The following is an 18,184-nucleotide window of genomic DNA, read 5'->3' as shown; positions in this document are numbered from 1 at the left end:
ATAGTCAACAAACGAGGGCATAGATGACCACATCGACGACAACACTGGCAAGCCGGGTCTGGCCGGTATCGGGTTCATGGACGAAGCAGGCGCTCCTCGTGGTGCTGGGTAGCCTCTTCATCGCGATTTGCGCGCAGATCACCATCCACCTGCCGCTGGTGCCGGTGACGATGCAGACTTTCGCCATCCTGGCCGTCGGCGCGGCCTTCGGCTTCCGCCTCGGCGCGGCCGCGGTGACGCTCTATCTGATCGAAGGTCTGGCCGGCCTGCCGGTCTTCGCCGAGTTCCGCGCCGGTATGCCGGTTCTTCTGGGACCGACCGGCGGCTATCTCGTCGGCTTCGTGCTCGCCGCCGCCGTGGTCGGCTGGTTTGCCGAACGGGGCTATGACCGCCGCGTGCTCAGCATGTTCGGCGTGATGATGCTCGGCGCCGCCGTGCTCTATATTCCCGGCCTTCTCTGGCTCGGCTATGCCTTTACCGGTTTCGACAAGGTGCTCGAGCTCGGCCTCTATCCCTTCCTGTGGGGCGACATGCTGAAGGCGGGCCTGGCGGCGGTGGCTTTCCCGACCGCCTGGAGCTTCCTCTCCAAGCGCTGAAACAGCCTGGGGCGCGGAACCGTCTCCGCGCCCCATTTCGATATTCCCTGCAGATCCCTGTAGATCCGCTGTTAATCCGCTGCAAATTCCGCTGCAATTCCGCTGCAGATTTATCGCGGTTCCCCTGTTATTCCCTGCAGACAGGCAAAGCCGTCGCTGCCAGCTGATCCTGGAAATCGCGATTAGCCTGAACGGTCCGGAAGGCCGGATCGACGCTGTAATCGACCACTGAATCTTCGCCCTTGGCGAGCGACTGCTTCAGGAACCGCGCTGCGTTTCGCCAGTCGTTCCTGAGCCCGTGGATATGCGCCATGTAATAAGCGGTGACGGCGCCTGAGGCGTAATGGGGCTCGGCCGTGGTGAGCATCGCTTCCGCCATGCCGGCGCGCCCGTCTATCGCCAATCCTTTCCGTCCGGCGGCAATGATGGCGTTTCCGGCGCCGAAGCCCTTCACCTCGAACAAGCGTTGCGACAGCGCGAGATAGCGCTCGTTGTCGTCACGCGCGAGGGCGATGAAGATGAGGCCCCAATAGGGTGGCGGATAGTCGGGCTCGTTGGCGATCAACTGCTCGAGCAAGCTTTCGGCTTCCGCGGCACGGCCGGCCCGGAAGAGGATGAGCGCTTTGGCCGTGAGAATGGAGCGTGACTGTGGATCGAGCGCCTGCGCTTTGACGATCTCGACCAGGGCGTCGTGCGGACGACCGGCATAGAGCAGCGCTTCGGCATGCCAGTGCAGCGCCTGCGCCGATCGGGGATCGAGCTCGCAGGCGAGCGCGAAGCGCCGCAAGCCGTCCTCGGTCTGGCGCAGCCAGAAGAATTCGATGTCGGCAAGCACGCTCTGCGCCTGGGCGAGGCGCGCATCGAGTGCGATGGCGCGTTCGGCCGCCGCTTTGGCGAGCGGAAAGCCTTGTTCCGGCGGCAGCACGTCCTGCTCGACGAGAAGGTCATAGGCGGTCGCGAGCCCGGCATGGGCCCGCGCGTCCTTGGGATCGAGCGCAATGACATGCTGGAAGATTTCAACCGCCTTGCGCAGGCTCGCCGGCGTCCGTTTCTGCCAGAGATAGACGCCGTTCAGATAAAGATCTTTTGTCTGCGGTGAAGCCGAACTCGCTGCCTGCGCCGCTTTCGCTTCGTGGCGCAGCCACGCTTCGAGATCATGCCGATAGGCATAGACCGGACTGCGTCCGCCGCCCGGGATACGGCGCACCGGCAGGCCGCGCTGATGTTCCCAGCGTTTGACCGTGCGCTCGTCGCGGCCGAAGAAAGCCGCGATTTCCTTCCAGCTGTTGAGACGGCCGCTGCCGTTCGTCGTCTGCGCTTCAGCCATGATGCGTCAGGATGGTGATTGCCCCATGTCACGCCTTTTTGCCTCCTGACGCCTGAACGGTCAACTTAACCTCGGTTTCCGAAGGCCTTGTTTCGTGTCCTCGAACATGTTTGAGGTCGTAGCTGGTCGCGATTTGGGCCATTGTGCCGGCTTTTCAGGGGTATCTCGTGCTCTTCGTGCCTGTGTCTTTTGTCGTAGCCCTCCTCCTGGTGCTGCTCTTCGCCGCCCTGGTGCGCCGCAATGACGAGATCAGGGCCAACCGGCCCTTCCTGGCGCTTATCGCGCTCTGCGCCGTGCAGTCTGTGCTGGTGGGCCTGCGCTGGGGTTACGGCCTGTCGGAAGTCCGTTTTATCCTGCCGATCGCCGCAGGCCTTCTGCCGCCGCTCGTCTATGCGAGCTTCCGCACCCTGATCCATGACGATCATCCGCGCGGCGGGCTGAGCGCGCTCGCCTACCTGGCGCCCCCTTTGGTCATCCTCCTATTGATCCTGACCATTCCCTGGCTGATCGACGCGGCGCTCATCGTCCTCTATGTGTCATACGCTTTCGCGGTCCTGAGCCTCGGCCGCACCGGGCCCGACGCGCTGGATGAGGCACGTTTCGAGGGCGCCTTGCCGACCTTCCGCGCCCTCCAAATCGCCGCGCTGGCGCTCTGTGCTTCGGCGCTGTTCGATTTCATCGTGTTGCTCGACTTCGAATGGACCAAGGGCGCCAATGTCGCGGCCATGGTCAGCAGCGCCAATGTGCTGGGACTTCTGCTCCTCGGGCTCGCCGCCACGGTTGCCGGGCGCAACCAGCCTGAGGCCGAAGGCAAAGTCGCCCCCGAGCCGCCACCCGCGCCGGCAAGTGCCGAGGATCGTGATGTCCTGGCGCGCATCGACAGCCTCATGCTGACGCAGTCCTTGTTCCGTGACGAGAATCTCAATCTGTCGCGTCTCGCACGCCGCGCCGGTATCCCGGCCCGGCGCATTTCCGGCGCCATCAACCGGCTTACAGGACTCAATGTCTCGCAATATGTGAACGACCACCGCATCCGCGAGGCCTGCCGTTTGCTCCAGGAAACCGATCATGCGGTGACGGCGGTGATGTTCGAGGCGGGCTTCCAGACCAAGTCCAACTTCAACCGCGAATTCCGCCGTGTGACGGGAGTGAGCCCCATGGCCTGGCGCGAGAGGAGCGCGAGAGTCTAGTCAGCTTTCATTGCCGTAACGAGCTTCGACAGGAAAACCGGCTCGGCAGTTATGTCCGTGAATCCCGCTTCGCTGAAGATCGAACCCAGATCCTCGCGCAAATACGAGGGATAATAGGGCTCGTGGAAATTCGCCGGAAAAGCTTCGAGCATCGCGTCGATCTTCGGCGTGTCACCGGTCTGCAGAGAGTCCATGAAGACGAGCAGTCCGCCGGGCTTGAGCACGCGGGCGAATTCCTTGGCGATCTGGCGGCGGATCACCGGCGGCACTTCGTGGAAGAGATAAATCGAGGTGACGATGTCGAAGGACTGATCGGCGAAGGGGAGCGCCTCGGCGGGACCGGGCTTGAAGTCGATCTTGAAGGGCCGCGCATGATTGCGCGCCTCATCGAGATAGGCTTCCGACAGGTCGCTGCCGGTCACGGCGAGGCGCGGAAACGCCTCTTTGGCAAAGCGGACGAAACGTCCCGTGCCGCAGGCGACGTCGAGCAGCGCCATCCGGCGCTGATCCTTGTGGCGCAGATACTGCGCGATGGGTGCGAGGCATTGCCGGCGCATGGCGTTGGCGGTGCCTGAGAACAGCACCTCGACCTGCATGTCATAGAGCCTGGCCGATTCCTCGGTCAGGTAGCCCCCGGTTTGGAAGTGGAAATTCTGCAGGAAGTAGGCTGGGAACTTCTCGGCGAGTTCCGGTGAATAGACTTCAGCACTTTGGCCTTGCGCCTTGCGGTCGGCCGCCTGCGGCAGGTCGGCGAAGTAACGGCGGCTCGCCGCGATGATGTCGCGGAAGGTTCCGTCGTGATCGCGCGGCGTCGGATAATAGCCCTTGGCCACATTGGCAAGATCGCGCGCGAAGAGCTCGCCCATTTGCGCGAAGATGTAATTGCGCCCGGGCCCTTTGCCGCTCGACTTGCGTTCTTCCGCCGGCTTGCTTTCGCGGAAGCGGCGCGCGGCGAAATAATGGCCCATATACCAGGCGATGCGGGCGCCCTGTTTGCCGGCATAAGCGAGATTATCGAAGGGAGTCATGCAGTCTTCTCCGCCGCGACGAGATATTCGGTATTGCCGCTGCCGCCCTTGAGGGGTGACGGCGTCAGGCCTATTGGACCCCATCCCCGCCCATTTAGCCAAGACGCGATATCGTCGCAAATCTGCTGACGCAGCGTCTCGCTTTTGACGATACCGTCCTTGCCGAGCGCCTCCCGGCCGGCTTCGAATTGCGGCTTGATCAGGGCGATGAGCCGAGCGCCGGTTTCGGCGAGATCGAGGGCGGCCGGCAGGGCGAGCTTGAGCGAAATGAAACTCACATCGCAGACGATGAAGCGCAAAGGCGTCCTCAGGTGATCCCGGGTCAGATCGCGCGCATTCAGCCCCTCCCACAGCGTGATGCGGGGCTCGGCACGCAGGCCGGCCGCAAACTGGTCATGGCCGACATCGATGGCGGTGACATGCGCGGCGCCACTTTCCAGCAGTACTTCGGTAAAACCGCCGGTCGAGGCGCCGATATCGAGACAATTGAGACCCTCAGGCGATAGCTCGAAGTGGGCGAGCGCATGTTTGAGCTTGAGCGCCGAGCGCGCCACATAGGTGCGCGCCTCGTCGGCGATGCTGAGCACCGCTTCCGCAGCGATCGGCTGGGCCGGTTTGGTGGCGGTGATGCCGTCGACCTTGACGGTGCCCCGCTTCACCGCATCGCGGGCCCGCGAGCGCGTCGGATAGAGCCCGCGCGCGACCAGTGCTTCGTCGAGCCGCTCGCGGCTCACCCCGCGTCCAGAGGTTCCGTGCCGGAAGGCGTGCCATCCGCCTTGAGCGTGATCTTCTCGATGCGCGCCTCGGCATCCTTCAGCAGTTTCTCGCAGTGCTTCTTGAGCGCTTCGCCGCGCTCATAAATGGCGATCGAGGCTTCGAGATCGACTTTGCCGGATTCGAGCTTCTCGACGATATCCTCAAGCTCGGCCAGCGCCGTCTCGAAATTCATGCCCGCGATCGGGGTCTTCTCAGTCGCCATCTTCATCGTCCTCATGGTCAAACAGTGTCCGCTCGCCGCTGCCCCGGATCAGCGCCTGGACATGCACGGCGACCGAAGCGGCCAGCGCGCGTATGTCATAGCCGCCCTCGAGGACCGATACAACGCGGCCGTCGGCATGTTTGTCGGCGATCTCCATGAGATTGAGCGTGGCCCAGACGAAGTCCTCCTCGGTCAGGTTGAGGCCGCCCAAGGGATCCTCGCGATGGGCGTCGAAGCCGGCGGAGATGATAACGAGATCAGGGCCGAAAGCATCGAGCGCCGGCAGGATCGCATTAGCCATGGCGGAACGGAATTGCGGTCCACCGTCGCCGTCATGCAGGGGGGCATTGAAGATGTTGCCGACACCGGTTTCGGAAGTGGCCCCCGTGCCGGGATAGAGCGGCATCTGATGTGTCGATCCATAGAAGAGGTCGCCGTCCGACCAGAAGATATCCTGCGTGCCATTGCCGTGATGGACATCGAAATCGACGACGGCGACGCGTTCGGCGTCATAACGGGCACGCGCATAGAGCGCTGCGATCGCGGCATTATTGAAAAGACAGAAGCCCATGGCGCGGCGTGCCTCGGCATGATGGCCGGGCGGGCGCATGGCGCAGAAGGCGTTGTCCGCCTCGCCTGAGAAGACGGCGTCAACGGCGGCGACCGCCGCACCCGCGCCCCGCAAAGCGGCGTCGAGCGTGCCCGGCGACATGAAAGTGTCCATGTCGATCTGGGCAAAACCTTCATGGGGCGCCGTCTCGCGGATCAGGTTCAGATAGCCGTCAGGATGCGCCCGCATGATGTCTTCATCGCGCGCGATGGGTGCCTGCTTGCGCCGCAAGGGTTTGAAATGCGCATGCGAGAGGATCTGGTTGATGGCCTTGATACGATCGACGCGCTCAGGGTGCCCTGGCGGGTTCTCATGCGAGAGGCTCGAATGATGGTGGAGCAGCAGGGTCGTCATGGTGCTTGGCTTACGAATAAATCGGGCTGGAGGTCAATCGAGCGGGAATAATTGTAACGATCGAGGTCGGTCACGCCAGGGGAGCTAAGCACGTCCTCGTCGATGAGGAAATGCCCGGTGGAATCGGGGGAGCAGGTGAGGCCGCTGCCGCGCGAGGCCCCGGCGATGAAAAGGGTGCGACCTTTGAGTGACGTCATCCTGTCTAAGCTGCTATAGAGACCCTCCCCAAATTGCAACCGGGAAGCTCCTCTGACCCAATCCGTCACTTTGGCCGCCGAGGCCCTGATCGCAGGCAAGCTGGTCGCCTTTCCGACCGAGACCGTCTACGGCCTCGGCGCCGATGCGACGCAGGACAGGGCGGTGGCCCAGGTCTTCGCCGCCAAGGGCCGGCCGGCCTTCAATCCGCTCATCGTGCATGTGCCGTCGCTGGAGGAGGCCGCGGCGCTGGGGGAGTTTGGCCCCAAGGCGAGCGAACTCGCAAAATTGTTCTGGCCAGGGCCGCTGACCCTGGTCGTTCCGCGCCGCCAGGGCTGTCCGGTTTCGCTTCTGGCGTCCGCCGGTCTTCCGAGCCTGGCCATCCGGGTGCCGAAACATCCTCTGGCGCAGGATCTGTTGAAGGCGGTGCGCCGGCCGGTGGTGGCGCCGAGCGCCAATCCGTCAGGCCGCATCAGCCCGACGACGGCCGCGCATGTGAAAGCGGGCCTCGGGGACAAGGTCAGTGTCATCCTCGACGGGGGCCCGTCGGCGATCGGGCTCGAATCGACCATTGTCGGTTTCCTCGACGGATCGCCGAGCCTGCTCCGCCCCGGCGGGTTGGCGCGCGAGGAGATCGAGCGCGTGCTGGGTCATGCGCTCATCTCGGGCGGCGATGCGAAGAAGCCCTCAGCACCGGGTCAGCTCGAAAGCCATTATGCACCGAAAGCGGTCATTCGCCTCGAGGCTACCGCACCGCGGGAAGGCGAAGCCTATCTCGCTTTCGGAAGGGTCTCTGACAGTCCCTACAATCTTTCGCCGGTGGGTGATCTGGTCGAAGCGGCGGCCAATCTTTTCCGGCTTCTGCATGAGATCGACGCCAGCGGCGTCGCCGCCATCGCGGTGGCACCCATTCCCCACAAAGGGCTGGGCGAGGCGATCAATGATCGTCTGAGGCGCGCCGCTGCCCCTCGCCCCGAGGAAAGTGAATGACGACCAAACCTTCCCCGCAAACGCTGGCCCGTCTCGCCGCTGTGGTCGGCGACAAATATGCCATCACCGATCCGGCGGCGATGACCGCCTATATGACGGAATGGCGTGAGATCTGGATCGGCAAGTCGCCTCTGGTTCTGAGGCCCGCTTCGACCGCGGAGGTCTCCAGGATACTGGCGATCGCCGGTGAAACCGAAACCGCGATCGTGCCGCAAAGTGGCAATACCGGTCTCGTCGGCGGTCAGATTCCTTTCGAGACCGGCGATGAGGTGCTGCTGTCGCTCGACCGCATGACGAGCGTCCGCAATGTCGACCCGCTGAATCACAGCATCACCGTCGACGCGGGCGTAACGCTCAAGACGGTGCAGGATGAGGCCGAGAAGGCTGGGCGCTTCTTCCCTTTGAGTCTCGAATCGGAAGGCTCTTGCCGCATCGGCGGCAATCTCTCGACCAATGCCGGGGGCTTGGGCGTTCTCGCTTATGGCAACACCCGCGATCTCTGCCTCGGGCTCGAGGTCGTACTGGCCGACGGGCGCGTCTGGAATGGCCTCAGAGGCTTGCGCAAGGACAATACCGGCTACGATCTGAAAAACCTCTTCATCGGCGCCGAAGGCACGCTGGGCGTGATTACCGGCGCGGTGATGAAGTTGTTCCCGTTGCCGAGCGATCACGCCACGGCTTTCGTGGCGCTGCCTTCAGTCAAGGCGGCGCTCGATCTCCTGGCGCTGGCCCGGCAGAGGAGCAGCGGGCGCGTGACCGCCCTCGAGCTCTTTCCGCGCAACGGCCTCGAGTTCACCATCAAGCACTTCGCGGTGCGCGATCCTTTCGCGGACGCAGCGCCCTGGTATGTACTGATCGAGCTGTCGGGCTCGGGCGAGCTCGCGAGCCTGCTGACGGAGATCCTCGGCGAGGCAGCGGAGCAGGGGATCGTGAAGGATGCGACGATCGCCCAGTCGGAGGCGCAGCGCAAGGACCTCTGGTTCATCCGCCAGGCCATCGTCGAAGTGCAGAAGCGCGAAGGCGGCTCGATCAAGCACGACATATCGGTGCCGATCTCCGAGCTCCCGGCCTTTGTCGAAGCAGGGCTCGCGGCGGTCCATCGTTTCATGCCCGGGGCGCGGCCTATGCCTTTCGGCCATATCGGCGACGGCAATCTGCATTTCAATGTGAGCCAGCCGGTCGGCATGGACAAGCAGGCATTCCTCGCCCAATGGAACGCGATGAACGAGGTCGTCTTCGATGTCGTGCTGAAGCATGGTGGCTCGATCAGTGCCGAGCACGGCATCGGCCGGCTGAAGCGCGACATGATGAGCAGGATCAAATCGCCGATCGAATTGCAGATGATGCGCGGCGTCAAGAAGCTGTTCGATCCCAAGGGCATCCTCAATCCCAACAAGGTGCTGCCGCAGTGACATCCTTCCGGCCGATCGAAGACGGTGACATCGAGAAGGTTGTCGCCTTGTGGACCGCTTGCGGCCTGGTGCGGCCGTGGAATGATGCACGGCGCGATATCGACTTCGCCCGCGGCAAGGAGGCTTCCGACATACTCGTCGGAGTTGACGGCGGCGATGTCGTCTCCTCCGTTCTGGTCGGCCATGACGGTCACCGCGGCTGGTATTATTATCTTTCGGTCGCGCCATCGCATCAGGGCAAGGGTTTGGGCAGGGCAACGGTGGAGGCCGGTGAGTCCTGGCTCAAGGAGCGCGGCATCTGGTCGGTCAATCTGATGATCCGCAGCGAGAATGTGCAAGTGCGTGATTTTTATGCAGCGCTTGGCTACGACATGCGCGATGTCGTCGTGATGGGCAAGCGCGACCTCGATCGACCCTGATCGCAGCTTGCCAATTCCCGGGTCTGGGCTAAGTTCGCCATTGGTGGAACTTCTTTCAAGCTTAACATCTCCAAGACTTCAACGCGTCGACGCCGAAGGCAGGCTCGCGGTCAAACATACCGACCGCGGATCGGTCATCGACAGGCTCTATCAATCGGGCGCGGCGAAGATCCGCTTCCCTGCATCACCAGAGAGCAGGGCTTGCGAAGCGGTCTTGATCAACACCGCCGGCGGATTGACCGGTGGCGACCGGCTATCCTGGAGTTTTCGCGCCGGCGAGGGCGTGAAGCTCATCTGCACCAGCCAGGCTTGCGAGCGCATCTATCGATCACGCGACGGCGAGCCGGCGCGTTTGTCGGTCAAGATCGACGTCGATAAAGGGGCCCGGGTGAGCTGGATCCCGCAGGAGACGATCCTGTTCGACGGCTGCGCGCTGGAACGGAGCGTGGAGGCCGATCTCGCCTCAGATGCCAGCCTGCTCATCGTCGAGGCCCTGGTGTTCGGTCGCGCCGCCATGGGTGAGACCGTCCGGCGCGTCAGTCTGAGGGATCGCTGGACGATTCGCCGCGACGGACGCCTGGTTTTCGCCGATGCCGTCAGTTTCGCAGGCAACGACATGGAGGACCAACTGCAGCGTCGCGCAGTGGCGAAGGGCCATCGCGCCTTGGCGACTGTCGCGCTCGTGGCGCCCGATGCAGAGCGTCACCTGGATCATGTGCGTGAAAGATTTCCCGACCTCGCGAGCTCCGCCTTTGCTGGCAAGCTTCTTGCTAGGTTGACGGCGAATGAGGCCCACGACCTCCGGAAGATGCTTATTCCCTTGGCTGAAGTGCTGTCTGGTGAAAACGCGTTGCCGAAAGTTTGGGCTGCCTGACTACAAAAGAGGCGGACATGCATCTGACGCCACGCGAGAAAGACAAGCTTTTGATTTCGATGGCGGCCTCCGTGGCGCGCCGCCGTCTCGAGCGCGGAGTGAAGCTCAATCATCCCGAGGCGATTGCGCTCGTCACCGACTTCGTCGTGGAAGGCGCCCGCGACGGCCGCAGCGTCGCCGAACTGATGGAAGCAGGCGCTCATATCGTCAGCCGCACGCAGGTGATGGACGGTGTTGCCGACATGATTGCAGATGTGCAGGTCGAGGCGACCTTTCCGGACGGCACTAAGCTGGTGACCGTTCATCAGCCGATCCGCTAGCGTTGGGGGCAGGAATGATTCCCGGCGAAGTATTCACCGCCACCGGCGACATCGAGCTCAATACCGGCGCCGATGTCGTGAGGCTTCTGGTCGCCAATAGCGGCGATCGCCCGATCCAGGTCGGTTCGCATTATCATTTCCATGAAGCCAATCCCGGTCTGATCTTCGAGCGCGACAAGGCACGCGGCCGGCGTCTCGACATTCCAGCCGGCACGGCGACCCGCTTCGAGCCCGGCCAGACGCGCGAAGTAACGTTGATCCCGATCGCCGGAGCGCGCCGCATATTCGGCTTCCGTCAGAAGATCATGGGAGCGCTCTGATGCCGGCGAAATTGTCGAGAGCCGCCTACGCCCAGATGTTCGGACCGACCACGGGCGACCGGGTGCGCCTCGCCGACACGGATCTCATCATCGAGGTCGAAAAGGATTTCACCTTCTATGGCGAGGAGGTGAAGTTCGGCGGCGGCAAGGTCATTCGCGACGGCATGGGACAGAGCCAGCTGGCGCGCAGTGAAGGCGCGGTCGATACCGTGATCACCAATGCACTGATCATCGATCATTGGGGCATCGTGAAAGCCGATGTCGGTTTGAAAGACGGCCGCATCACCAGGATAGGCAAGGCTGGAAATCCCGACACGCAGCCCGGTGTCGACATCATCATCGGGCCGGGGACGGAGGCGATCGCCGGTGAGGGGCGCATCCTGACTGCCGGCGGCGTCGATGCGCATATTCACTTCATCTGTCCGCAGCAGGTCGAGGAAGGGTTGATGTCCGGTATCACCACCATGATGGGCGGTGGCACCGGTCCGGCGCATGGGACTTTGGCGACAACCTGCACGCCCGGCCCCTGGCATATCGAGCGCATGTTCCAGGCGGTCGATGATCTGCCGATGAATATCGGCTTCTCCGCCAAGGGAAATGCCTCCTTGCCGAAGGCGCTCGTCGAGATGATCGTGGCCGGCGCCTGTGCGCTCAAGCTGCACGAGGACTGGGGAACCACGCCTGCGGCGATAGATTGCTGCCTGAGCGTCGCCGATGATCACGACGTGCAGGTGATGATCCATACCGACACGCTCAATGAATCGGGTTTTGTCGAGGATACGATCGCTGCCTTCAAGGGCCGCACCTTGCACGCCTTTCACACGGAAGGCGCGGGCGGTGGTCACGCGCCGGACATCATCAAGCTCTGCGGCCTTGCCAACATCATTCCCTCATCGACCAACCCGACGCGTCCCTATACGGTCAATACCGTGGCCGAGCATCTCGACATGCTGATGGTCTGCCACCATCTCGATCCGCGGATTGCCGAGGATATCGCTTTCGCCGAAAGCCGGATCCGCAAGGAAACCATCGCCGCCGAGGACATACTTCACGACATCGGCGCCTTCTCGATCATTTCATCCGACAGCCAGGCGATGGGCCGGGTCGGCGAGGTCATCATCCGCACCTGGCAGACGGCACATAAGATGCGGGCCCAGCGCGGCCGCCTCACGGAGGAAACCGGCGACAACGACAATGTCCGAGTGAAGCGCTATATCGCTAAATACACGATCAATCCCGCCATCGCGCAAGGCGTCTCGCAGCATGTCGGGTCGATCGAGCCCGGCAAACGTGCCGATCTTGTCTTGTGGTCGCCGGCCTTCTTTGGCGTGAAGCCGGATATGGTGCTGATCGGCGGCATGATTGCCGCCGCCCCCATGGGTGATCCCAACGCCTCGATACCGACGCCGCAACCGGTCAGCTATCGCCCGATGTTCGCTGCTCTGGGCAGAGCGGTGAACAAGAGCGCGGTGAGTTTCGTCTCGAAAGCGGCATTCGCTGCCGGAATCGGCGAGCGTTATGGACTCGGCAAATCGTTGATACCCGTCGACAATACGAGGAGTGGTTTGGGTAAGGCCTCGATGATCCACAATGCGGCGACGCCTATTATCGAGGTCGATCCGGAGACCTATGAAGTGCGTGCCGACGGTGAATTATTGACCTGCGAACCGGCGCATCAGCTGCCGATGGCGCAGCGTTATTTCCTGTTCTGATCATGCGGGCGCAGGAAGTTCAAAGACGGGGCATGTGGCAAGGCGCGCCAGCCGACCGGATCACGCTCGATTATGACGATCGTTGCCGTCGCCGTTTTGCGGTGAAGAGCGACACCGGACTTGCGTTTCTTCTCGATCTTGCCGGAGCGGCCTATCTCAAGGAGGGGGATGCACTGGTCCTCGAAGATGGGCGTCTGGTCGAGATACGGGCGAAGCCGGAAGACCTTCTCGATATTCGCGGCCGCAACGTCCTGCATCTGACGACACTCGCCTGGCATCTGGGCAACCGTCATCTCGCGGCCCAGATCGAGGCGGAGCGTATCGTCATTCGTCATGACCCGGTCATCGCCCATATGCTGGAGCATCAGGGCGCCCGTGTGCGGCACGTCCGGGAACCGTTCCATCCTGAAAGCGGCGCCTATTCCGGCCACCACGGTCATGAGCACTGACGCGCTGAGCCTGCTGCGGCTGATGACCTGGCTGTCGCCGGCCTTTCCCGTCGGCGCCTTCAGCTATTCGCATGGCCTCGAACAGGCCGTTCATGACCGCATCGTTGTTACGCGCCATGACCTTGCCGAATGGATCACGGATCTGATCAGGCAGGGCAGCTGGTGGAATGATGTCGTTCTGCTCACCGAGGCTTGGCACGCGGCCGCGCTCGGCGACATGGGACGCCTGGGGGATGTCGCCGAGCTGGGTGAGGCGATGGCGGTGAGCGCCGAGCGTCATCTCGAAACCATGGATCAAGGGCGGTCTTTCTCGAAGGCCGCGCGCGCTTGGCGTGACGTGCCGGGCGATGATCTGGAAATGCCTTATCCCGTCGCGGTCGGCGCCGTAGCGGCGCGAATGGATGTCGGGATCGACGGCGCCAGCACGGGATATCTCCAGGCCTGCGCCGGCAATCTCATATCTGCCGGCTTGCGGCTCATTCCGCTCGGCCAAACGGAAGGAACGCTCATCATGGCTGCGTTGGAGAAAATTATCGTGACGGTGGCCGGCAAAGCCGCTCGATCGTCGCTGTCCGATCTTGGCAGTTCCACCTTTGCAGTCGATATCGCTTCCATGCGCCATGAGACCATGAATGTCAGGCTGTTCCGATCATGAGCAGGCTCCATGGACCCTTGCGCGTCGGTGTCGGGGGGCCGGTCGGATCCGGCAAGACGACGCTGACCGAAAAGTTGTGCAAGGCGATGCGAGGCCGCTGGTCGGTCGCGGTCGTCACCAATGATATCTACACCAAGGAAGATGCGCTGATCCTCAACCGCCTTCAGGCTCTGCCGGAGGATCGGATCATTGGGGTCGAGACGGGCGGCTGCCCTCACACGGCGATCCGTGAGGACGCCTCGATCAATCTCGGCGCCATTGCCGAGCTCAATCGGCGGCACCCTGATCTCGATGTGATCTTCATCGAATCGGGTGGCGACAATCTGGCGGCGACTTTTTCACCCGAACTCGCCGATATGACGCTTTATGTCATCAGCGTGTGCCAGGGCGAGAAGATCCCGCGCAAGGGTGGTCCCGCCATCACGCGATCGGATCTTCTGATCATCAACAAGATGGATCTTGCCCCGCATGTCGGCGCCGATCTCGAAATCATGGCTCAGGATACGAGGCGCGTGCGGGGCGCGCGGCCGCATATCTTCACCGATCTGCTGCGCAACAGAGGCGTTTCCGACATTGTGGAGATGATCGAAACGGTTGGCGGAATGGCTCCGTCATGATTCCTGCGGCTGGCCGCGCAAGGCATATGCCACCTGGCTTGTCGATGTGATCCAATCCATGAAACGCTCGATGAGCGGTTCCCCGGCACGGCTTTCGGGACAGATGCAATAATAGCTCCGCGTCGCCTCGACGCCGATATCATAGGGACGTACCAGGCGGCCTGACTTCAGATAGTCCTGCGCCAGGAGATCGCTGACCAGCGCCAGGCCTCTGCCCTCGAGAGCCGCCGCGATCGCCATCATCAGCGTGCCGAAATAGGCATTGTGCTGCGGCACACGGCGGATCTTCGCCGCCGAGAGCCAGCGCCGCCATTCAGTGCCGTCGTCTTCATGCAGCAGCCATTGATCGACGATGTCGGCGAGGGAGCGCAGGCCGGCGGCCGAGTTGAGCAAAGCCGGGCTGCAGATCGGCCGCAGCTTCACGGTGGCGATGAACCGCCAGGCGAAGCCCTCCTTGGGCGGCGCGCCGTAGGTGATGGCGACGTCGGTCTGCCGCCAGTCGATCTGCGCCACATCGAGCGCCGCCGTCATCTTGAAGGAGGTAAGCCCGAAACTTTGGCAGAAATCGAACATCAAAGAGGATAGCCACGCGACGCCCAAAGCGGGTGGCACCGAAACACGAAGACTGTCGGCCTGCTCCAGTTCGGGCTTCGCGGCGAGTTCGTTTACGCAGCTGCCGATGTCGTCCAGTGCGGCCGTCACGGTCCGGCGCAATTCGCTGCCTTGCGGCGTGAGTCTGATGCGGCGTCCGTCGCGCTCGAACAATTCGACGGCGAGCGAGGATTGCAATTTGCGCAGCTGCTGGCTGACGGCGCCCGGCGTCAGGTTGAGCTCCAGCGCGGCGGCCCCGACATGGCCGAGACGCGCGACCGCTTCGAAAGCCCGCAAATAACCCAGCTCAAGCCGGTTCATGTTGTTTGATTGTTTAGTCATTCTAAATAGAAATCCGGCAATTCAAATAGTTTGTCAACACGGTGTCAGCCCGATACGCTCCCTGTCGTCATTTCAGGGATGTTTCATGTCGATCACCGCCAGACCCTTCAACTATCCTTATGACGGCAATCTCGACCCCGCCGTCACCGCTTTGCTGGTCATCGACCTGCAGATCGATTTCCTCTCCGAGGACGGATATTTCGCCCGCAAGGGTTATGATCCGGCTCCTCTGCGCGCAATCATTCCCAATGTGAATGCCCTCATCGCCGCGGCGCGCAAAGCGGGCTGCGCCATCGTCCACACACGCCAGGGCTATCGCGCCGATCGTGCCGACATGACCCCCTATGAGGTCTGGCGCCGCAAGCGCGCCGGCATCGACGACACCCAGGTTCTCCTGCGCTCCTCGCCCGGTTATGAGATCGTGCCGGAGATCGACGTCAAACCGGAAGACATCATCGTCGACAAGACCGCCAATGGCGCCTTCACCTACACTGATCTCGAACATGTCCTGCGCGCCCGTGGCATCACGCATCTCCTGTTCACCGGCTGCACGACGGATGTCTGCGTGCACACCACTCTGCGCGAGGCGCAGGACCGCAATTTCCAGAATCTGCTCATCGAGGATGCCTGCGCCAGCGGCGACGCTTATGCGCACGAGGCCGCGGTCCATATGGTGACCGTCGAGGACGGTATCTTTGGTGTGGTCGCCAAGACCGAAGACGTCATAGCCGGCCTCGAGGCCGTAAAACGCTGACCGCCAGGGAAAGTCATGCCTTACTACATTTCTCTCATGCGGCTCACCCAGAAGGGACTCGACGAGCTCGGCAACTCGCCGGAGCGCGGGCGCATCAGCAAGGAGCGTGTCGAGGCGCTCGGCGGCCGCAGTGTCTGCCTCTATGCGACCATGGGGCCTTACGACTTCGTGCAGGTCTTCGAAATGCCGGACGAGGCCAGCATGATGCAATATGTGATGACTGCGCGGCGTGACGGCCACGTCGAACCGCTGATCCTGCCGGCCTTCGATGCCTCGGAATGGGCGGGCATCGTCGAAAAGCTTAAGCTCAGAAAATAACTAATAGGAGATGGAAATGGGCATGACGACCGGTTTTGCCGGAGGGCTCCTCTGCGCCTTGACGGCAGTGACGATGACCATGGCTACCGCATCGGCCGATACGGCGAAGCCGTCTTTTATCTCGAGCAGCAAGCTCAATATCTGCACGACCGCCGGTTTCCCGCCGCTGACCTATCTCGAGAACCCTTCCGACACCCGGCCAGTCGGCATCGACATCGATCTCGCCGACGCGCTGGCGAAGCACTGGTCGGTGACCGAGATCAAATTCTCGACCTCCGGCTTCGATGGGCTTCTACCGTCGCTCGCTTCCGGCCGCTGCGATCTTGTCATCAGCGGCATCTATCTCAACGACAAGCGCCGGGAAGCCCATGACGGCGTGCCTTATCTGAAATCGTCGGCGGCGATCGTCACGCTGGCCAGTAATACTGACATCAAGGCGCCTGAGGATCTGAGTGGCAAGCGACTGGCGCTGGAAGCGGGAACCACTTTCGCCGATGCCCCGCAGAAGATGAACGAGCAGTTCTCCAAGGAAGGGCGCGATCCTGTCGCGGCCAGCACATATGAATCGCAAGTCGCCGCCGCTCAGCAGGTTCTGATCGGCCGGGCCGATGCGACCCTGACCGAGGTCGCCGAAGCGTCGGTGCGGGTCAAGCAGAGCAACGATCAGCTGAAGATCGCATATACATATCCGCCGGAAGGAATTTACGGAATCTACATCCGCAAGAATCCGGACGACTTGAAGGCTCTGCGCGAGGCGATGAAGGAACTGCAGAAGTCCGGGGCCATCGAGGCGATTGCCAAGAAGTATAATATGCCGGTCACCGACTTTACCGTCGACTACGATTCCTGAACGCGGCCGGGCGATGCTCTTCGATCCGCGCATATTCGTCGAGGCTCTGCTCAGTTCGGCCCTTCTCAAGGGCGCGCTGATCACTATTGCGCTGTCGATCGTCGTGCAACTGGCCTCGCTGGTTCTCTGCCTGCCGGTGGCGCTGGGCCTTTCGACCCGGCGCCGCTATCGCTGGCCGCTGAGGGCCTATCAATGGATTTTCCGCAGCGCACCTTTGGTGCTGGTCCTGCTCTTCATCTGGAACGGGCTGCCGCAAATATTCCCGGCGCTGCGATCCGACTGGTTCAACCCCTTCCTTGCGGCGGCCATTGCGATGACACTTGTCGGCATCGCGTACAACGCCGAGATCATGCGCGCGGCATTGCTGTCGGTGCATAAGGGCCAGGCGGAAGCCGCGGCTGCCCTCGGGTTGCGCCGCGGCCAAGCCTTTTTCCTTGTGGTTTTGCCGCAGGCCTTCCGGGTCGCCTTGCCGTCGCTGATGAACGAATTCATCACGCTTCTGAAGTCGACTTCACTCGCTTACACAATCTCGTTGCGGGAGATGATGACCGTCACCCAGCTCTCCATCTCGGCGAGCTTCCGCTTCACGGAATGGTATGCGGCGGCCCTCGTTTATTACCTAGTTATGGTATCGATCCTCACCATGATCCAAGCATCGGTCGAGCATCGCATGTCGGTCGCGTATGCGCGACGCACCAACAGCACATCGACTTCAACGGTCAAGGCACGGGCCGCGGCGACCGCTTGAGCCTTCAGTTCGACCAGAGGTGATTGATGTCCTTGAGCGCCCGCGTGAGGAGCATCAGTTCCTGTGTGGAGATGCCGATACCGGCGAGCGAGTCGGCGTGGATATCGAGCGCGCAAAGGATGACCTGCGCCACTTGCCGGCCTTCTTCGGTCAGTTCGATGAGGCTCGACCTCTTATCCCATTGCGGCCGGGATAATTTGACATAACCGCCCTCCGCCAATTTGGTGACGTTATAGGTGAGGTTGGTTCCTTCATACTGACCGATGGCTTGGAGCTGGCCCAACGACATTGATCGTTCATTGGCATGGCAAAGGATCAACGCCTGTACCGCGCTCAACGCCTTGTCCCGGCGCCCGAGTTCCGAGGTGATTACATCCAGGAACCGGCGGTGCAATATTTCAACAGTCTGCAGCATCTTGGTGAAATGCTTGCTTTTGTGAACGAGTTCGATTTCGTCGAAGTCGGTTTTTGCTGCAAAGGCCGTTGTCATGTAGATGTCCCTTTCGCTGCGGCATTTACCATGCGAGCTCCTAA

23 protein-coding genes are annotated in these 18,184 nt (G+C 62.2%); 16 read left to right on the top strand and 7 right to left on the bottom strand.

What is annotated here, in order from left to right; genetic code table 11:
* Positions 1-23: 23 nt before the first annotated feature.
* Positions 24-596, top strand: a complete 573-nt coding sequence (locus JHL16_RS27440) for a biotin transporter BioY (RefSeq protein WP_200188077.1) — start codon at positions 24-26, stop codon at positions 594-596.
* A gap of 127 nt (positions 597-723) precedes the next feature.
* Here the strand turns inward: JHL16_RS27440 and JHL16_RS27435 are convergent, their stop codons facing one another.
* Positions 724-1,923, bottom strand: a complete 1,200-nt coding sequence (locus JHL16_RS27435) for a tetratricopeptide repeat protein (RefSeq protein ID WP_200188076.1) — start codon at positions 1,921-1,923, stop codon at positions 724-726.
* A 167-nt stretch (positions 1,924-2,090) separates the two neighbouring features.
* Here JHL16_RS27435 and JHL16_RS27430 point away from each other — a divergent pair, with 167 nt between their 5' ends.
* Positions 2,091-3,113, top strand: a complete 1,023-nt coding sequence (locus tag JHL16_RS27430) for a helix-turn-helix domain-containing protein (protein WP_200188075.1) — start codon at positions 2,091-2,093, stop codon at positions 3,111-3,113.
* Here the strand turns inward: JHL16_RS27430 and JHL16_RS27425 are convergent.
* The 4 genes from JHL16_RS27425 to JHL16_RS27410 are packed head-to-tail and all read right to left on the bottom strand — an operon-like array spanning position 3,110 to position 6,084.
* Positions 3,110-4,141 (bottom strand): class I SAM-dependent methyltransferase, encoded by a 1,032-nt coding sequence (locus tag JHL16_RS27425; RefSeq protein WP_200188074.1) that lies wholly within the window; start codon positions 4,139-4,141, stop codon positions 3,110-3,112. The two genes, JHL16_RS27430 and JHL16_RS27425, sit on opposite strands and share 4 nt — an antisense overlap.
* Complete coding sequence (locus JHL16_RS27420) at positions 4,138-4,875, bottom strand: TlyA family RNA methyltransferase (RefSeq protein WP_348647288.1); 738 nt, start codon at positions 4,873-4,875, stop codon at positions 4,138-4,140. Before JHL16_RS27420 ends, JHL16_RS27425 begins: the two co-directional genes overlap by 4 nt.
* Positions 4,872-5,126, bottom strand: a complete 255-nt coding sequence (locus JHL16_RS27415; RefSeq protein WP_200188073.1) for an exodeoxyribonuclease VII small subunit — start codon at positions 5,124-5,126, stop codon at positions 4,872-4,874. Before JHL16_RS27415 ends, JHL16_RS27420 begins: the two co-directional genes overlap by 4 nt.
* Positions 5,110-6,084 (bottom strand): histone deacetylase family protein, encoded by a 975-nt coding sequence (locus JHL16_RS27410; protein ID WP_200188072.1) that lies wholly within the window; start codon positions 6,082-6,084, stop codon positions 5,110-5,112. Before JHL16_RS27410 ends, JHL16_RS27415 begins: the two co-directional genes overlap by 17 nt.
* A gap of 249 nt (positions 6,085-6,333) precedes the next feature.
* On the opposite strand from JHL16_RS27410, the gene JHL16_RS27405 reads away from it, so the two are divergent.
* From JHL16_RS27405 to ureG, 10 genes are read left to right on the top strand one after another with little or no spacing between them, the layout of a single operon-like run.
* A complete protein-coding gene (locus JHL16_RS27405; protein ID WP_200189556.1) occupies positions 6,334-7,269 on the top strand; it encodes an L-threonylcarbamoyladenylate synthase in 936 nt (311 codons plus the stop codon).
* Positions 7,266-8,681 carry an FAD-binding oxidoreductase gene (locus JHL16_RS35100; RefSeq protein WP_246771183.1) on the top strand — a complete coding sequence of 472 codons (1,416 nt, stop codon included), beginning with the start codon at positions 7,266-7,268 and terminating at the stop codon, positions 8,679-8,681. Before JHL16_RS27405 ends, JHL16_RS35100 begins: the two co-directional genes overlap by 4 nt.
* Positions 8,678-9,100 carry a GNAT family acetyltransferase gene (locus JHL16_RS35095; RefSeq protein ID WP_348647287.1) on the top strand — a complete coding sequence of 141 codons (423 nt, stop codon included), beginning with the start codon at positions 8,678-8,680 and terminating at the stop codon, positions 9,098-9,100. The genes JHL16_RS35100 and JHL16_RS35095 overlap by 4 nt, the downstream gene beginning before the upstream one ends.
* Before the next feature lie 43 nt (positions 9,101-9,143).
* Positions 9,144-9,974 carry an urease accessory protein UreD gene (locus JHL16_RS27395; protein WP_210346096.1) on the top strand — a complete coding sequence of 277 codons (831 nt, stop codon included), beginning with the start codon at positions 9,144-9,146 and terminating at the stop codon, positions 9,972-9,974.
* Between the two features lie 17 nt (positions 9,975-9,991).
* Positions 9,992-10,294 (top strand): urease subunit gamma, encoded by a 303-nt coding sequence (locus JHL16_RS27390; RefSeq protein ID WP_200188069.1) that lies wholly within the window; start codon positions 9,992-9,994, stop codon positions 10,292-10,294.
* A 14-nt stretch (positions 10,295-10,308) separates the two neighbouring features.
* The gene (locus JHL16_RS27385; RefSeq protein WP_200188068.1) at positions 10,309-10,614 is read left to right on the top strand and encodes an urease subunit beta; all 306 of its coding nucleotides are present in this window, start codon (positions 10,309-10,311) and stop codon (positions 10,612-10,614) included.
* Positions 10,614-12,326, top strand: a complete 1,713-nt coding sequence (ureC, locus tag JHL16_RS27380) for an urease subunit alpha (RefSeq protein ID WP_200188067.1) — start codon at positions 10,614-10,616, stop codon at positions 12,324-12,326. The genes JHL16_RS27385 and ureC overlap by 1 nt, the downstream gene beginning before the upstream one ends.
* A gap of 32 nt (positions 12,327-12,358) precedes the next feature.
* Entirely contained in the window at positions 12,359-12,775 is a 417-nt protein-coding gene (locus tag JHL16_RS27375; protein WP_246771182.1) for an urease accessory protein UreE, read from the top strand.
* Entirely contained in the window at positions 12,765-13,430 is a 666-nt protein-coding gene (locus JHL16_RS27370) for an urease accessory protein UreF (RefSeq protein ID WP_200188065.1), read from the top strand. The genes JHL16_RS27375 and JHL16_RS27370 overlap by 11 nt, the downstream gene beginning before the upstream one ends.
* Positions 13,427-14,047: an urease accessory protein UreG gene (ureG, locus tag JHL16_RS27365; RefSeq protein WP_200188064.1), complete on the top strand. Its 621-nt coding sequence runs from the start codon at positions 13,427-13,429 to the stop codon at positions 14,045-14,047. The genes JHL16_RS27370 and ureG overlap by 4 nt, the downstream gene beginning before the upstream one ends.
* Here ureG and JHL16_RS27360 read toward each other — a convergent pair.
* Positions 14,042-14,980 carry a LysR substrate-binding domain-containing protein gene (locus tag JHL16_RS27360; protein ID WP_200188063.1) on the bottom strand — a complete coding sequence of 313 codons (939 nt, stop codon included), beginning with the start codon at positions 14,978-14,980 and terminating at the stop codon, positions 14,042-14,044. The genes ureG and JHL16_RS27360 overlap by 6 nt on opposite strands.
* Positions 14,981-15,065: 85 nt before the next feature.
* On the opposite strand from JHL16_RS27360, the gene JHL16_RS27355 reads away from it, so the two are divergent.
* Genes JHL16_RS27355 through JHL16_RS27340 form a run of 4 tightly spaced genes read left to right on the top strand, consistent with a single transcriptional unit; the run spans position 15,066 to position 17,650 of the window.
* On the top strand, positions 15,066-15,734 hold the full coding sequence (locus tag JHL16_RS27355) for a cysteine hydrolase family protein (protein WP_200188062.1): 669 nt from the start codon (positions 15,066-15,068) through the stop codon (positions 15,732-15,734).
* A gap of 15 nt (positions 15,735-15,749) precedes the next feature.
* A complete protein-coding gene (locus tag JHL16_RS27350; protein ID WP_200188061.1) occupies positions 15,750-16,052 on the top strand; it encodes a GYD domain-containing protein in 303 nt (100 codons plus the stop codon).
* Positions 16,053-16,068: 16 nt separating this feature from the next.
* Positions 16,069-16,902, top strand: a complete 834-nt coding sequence (locus tag JHL16_RS27345; protein WP_200188060.1) for a transporter substrate-binding domain-containing protein — start codon at positions 16,069-16,071, stop codon at positions 16,900-16,902.
* 13 nt (positions 16,903-16,915) lie between these two features.
* Complete coding sequence (locus JHL16_RS27340; protein ID WP_200188059.1) at positions 16,916-17,650, top strand: amino acid ABC transporter permease; 735 nt, start codon at positions 16,916-16,918, stop codon at positions 17,648-17,650.
* A 4-nt stretch (positions 17,651-17,654) separates the two neighbouring features.
* Here JHL16_RS27340 and JHL16_RS27335 read toward each other — a convergent pair whose 3' ends face one another.
* On the bottom strand, positions 17,655-18,140 hold the full coding sequence (locus JHL16_RS27335; RefSeq protein WP_200188058.1) for a MarR family winged helix-turn-helix transcriptional regulator: 486 nt from the start codon (positions 18,138-18,140) through the stop codon (positions 17,655-17,657).
* Between the last annotated feature and the right edge of the window lie 44 nt (positions 18,141-18,184).

It is taken from the genome of Taklimakanibacter albus (assembly GCF_016595235.1).
GTDB lineage: Bacteria > Pseudomonadota > Alphaproteobacteria > Rhizobiales > Aestuariivirgaceae > Taklimakanibacter > Taklimakanibacter albus.
This window is presented reverse-complemented; position numbering and strand designations above follow the sequence as displayed.

Bases quoted from the DNA above. Each gene is read 5' to 3' on its own strand.
- JHL16_RS27360 (WP_200188063.1), bottom strand. From the start codon at position 14,980: ATGACTAAACAATCAAACAACATGAACCGGCTTGAGCTGGGTTATTTG.
- JHL16_RS27350 (WP_200188061.1), top strand. From the start codon at position 15,750: ATGCCTTACTACATTTCTCTCATGCGGCTCACCCAGAAGGGACTCGAC.
- ureC (WP_200188067.1), top strand. From the start codon at position 10,614: ATGCCGGCGAAATTGTCGAGAGCCGCCTACGCCCAGATGTTCGGACCG.
- ureG (WP_200188064.1), top strand. From the start codon at position 13,427: ATGAGCAGGCTCCATGGACCCTTGCGCGTCGGTGTCGGGGGGCCGGTC.
- JHL16_RS27385 (WP_200188068.1), top strand. From the start codon at position 10,309: ATGATTCCCGGCGAAGTATTCACCGCCACCGGCGACATCGAGCTCAAT.
- JHL16_RS35100 (WP_246771183.1), top strand. From the start codon at position 7,266: ATGACGACCAAACCTTCCCCGCAAACGCTGGCCCGTCTCGCCGCTGTG.
- JHL16_RS27390 (WP_200188069.1), top strand. From the start codon at position 9,992: ATGCATCTGACGCCACGCGAGAAAGACAAGCTTTTGATTTCGATGGCG.
- JHL16_RS27370 (WP_200188065.1), top strand. From the start codon at position 12,765: ATGAGCACTGACGCGCTGAGCCTGCTGCGGCTGATGACCTGGCTGTCG.
- JHL16_RS27425 (WP_200188074.1), bottom strand. From the start codon at position 4,141: ATGACTCCCTTCGATAATCTCGCTTATGCCGGCAAACAGGGCGCCCGC.
- JHL16_RS27335 (WP_200188058.1), bottom strand. From the start codon at position 18,140: ATGACAACGGCCTTTGCAGCAAAAACCGACTTCGACGAAATCGAACTC.
- JHL16_RS27415 (WP_200188073.1), bottom strand. From the start codon at position 5,126: ATGAAGATGGCGACTGAGAAGACCCCGATCGCGGGCATGAATTTCGAG.
- JHL16_RS27345 (WP_200188060.1), top strand. From the start codon at position 16,069: ATGGGCATGACGACCGGTTTTGCCGGAGGGCTCCTCTGCGCCTTGACG.
- JHL16_RS27440 (WP_200188077.1), top strand. From the start codon at position 24: ATGACCACATCGACGACAACACTGGCAAGCCGGGTCTGGCCGGTATCG.
- JHL16_RS27340 (WP_200188059.1), top strand. From the start codon at position 16,916: ATGCTCTTCGATCCGCGCATATTCGTCGAGGCTCTGCTCAGTTCGGCC.
- JHL16_RS27355 (WP_200188062.1), top strand. From the start codon at position 15,066: ATGTCGATCACCGCCAGACCCTTCAACTATCCTTATGACGGCAATCTC.
- JHL16_RS27410 (WP_200188072.1), bottom strand. From the start codon at position 6,084: ATGACGACCCTGCTGCTCCACCATCATTCGAGCCTCTCGCATGAGAAC.
- JHL16_RS27435 (WP_200188076.1), bottom strand. From the start codon at position 1,923: ATGGCTGAAGCGCAGACGACGAACGGCAGCGGCCGTCTCAACAGCTGG.
- JHL16_RS27375 (WP_246771182.1), top strand. From the start codon at position 12,359: ATGTGGCAAGGCGCGCCAGCCGACCGGATCACGCTCGATTATGACGAT.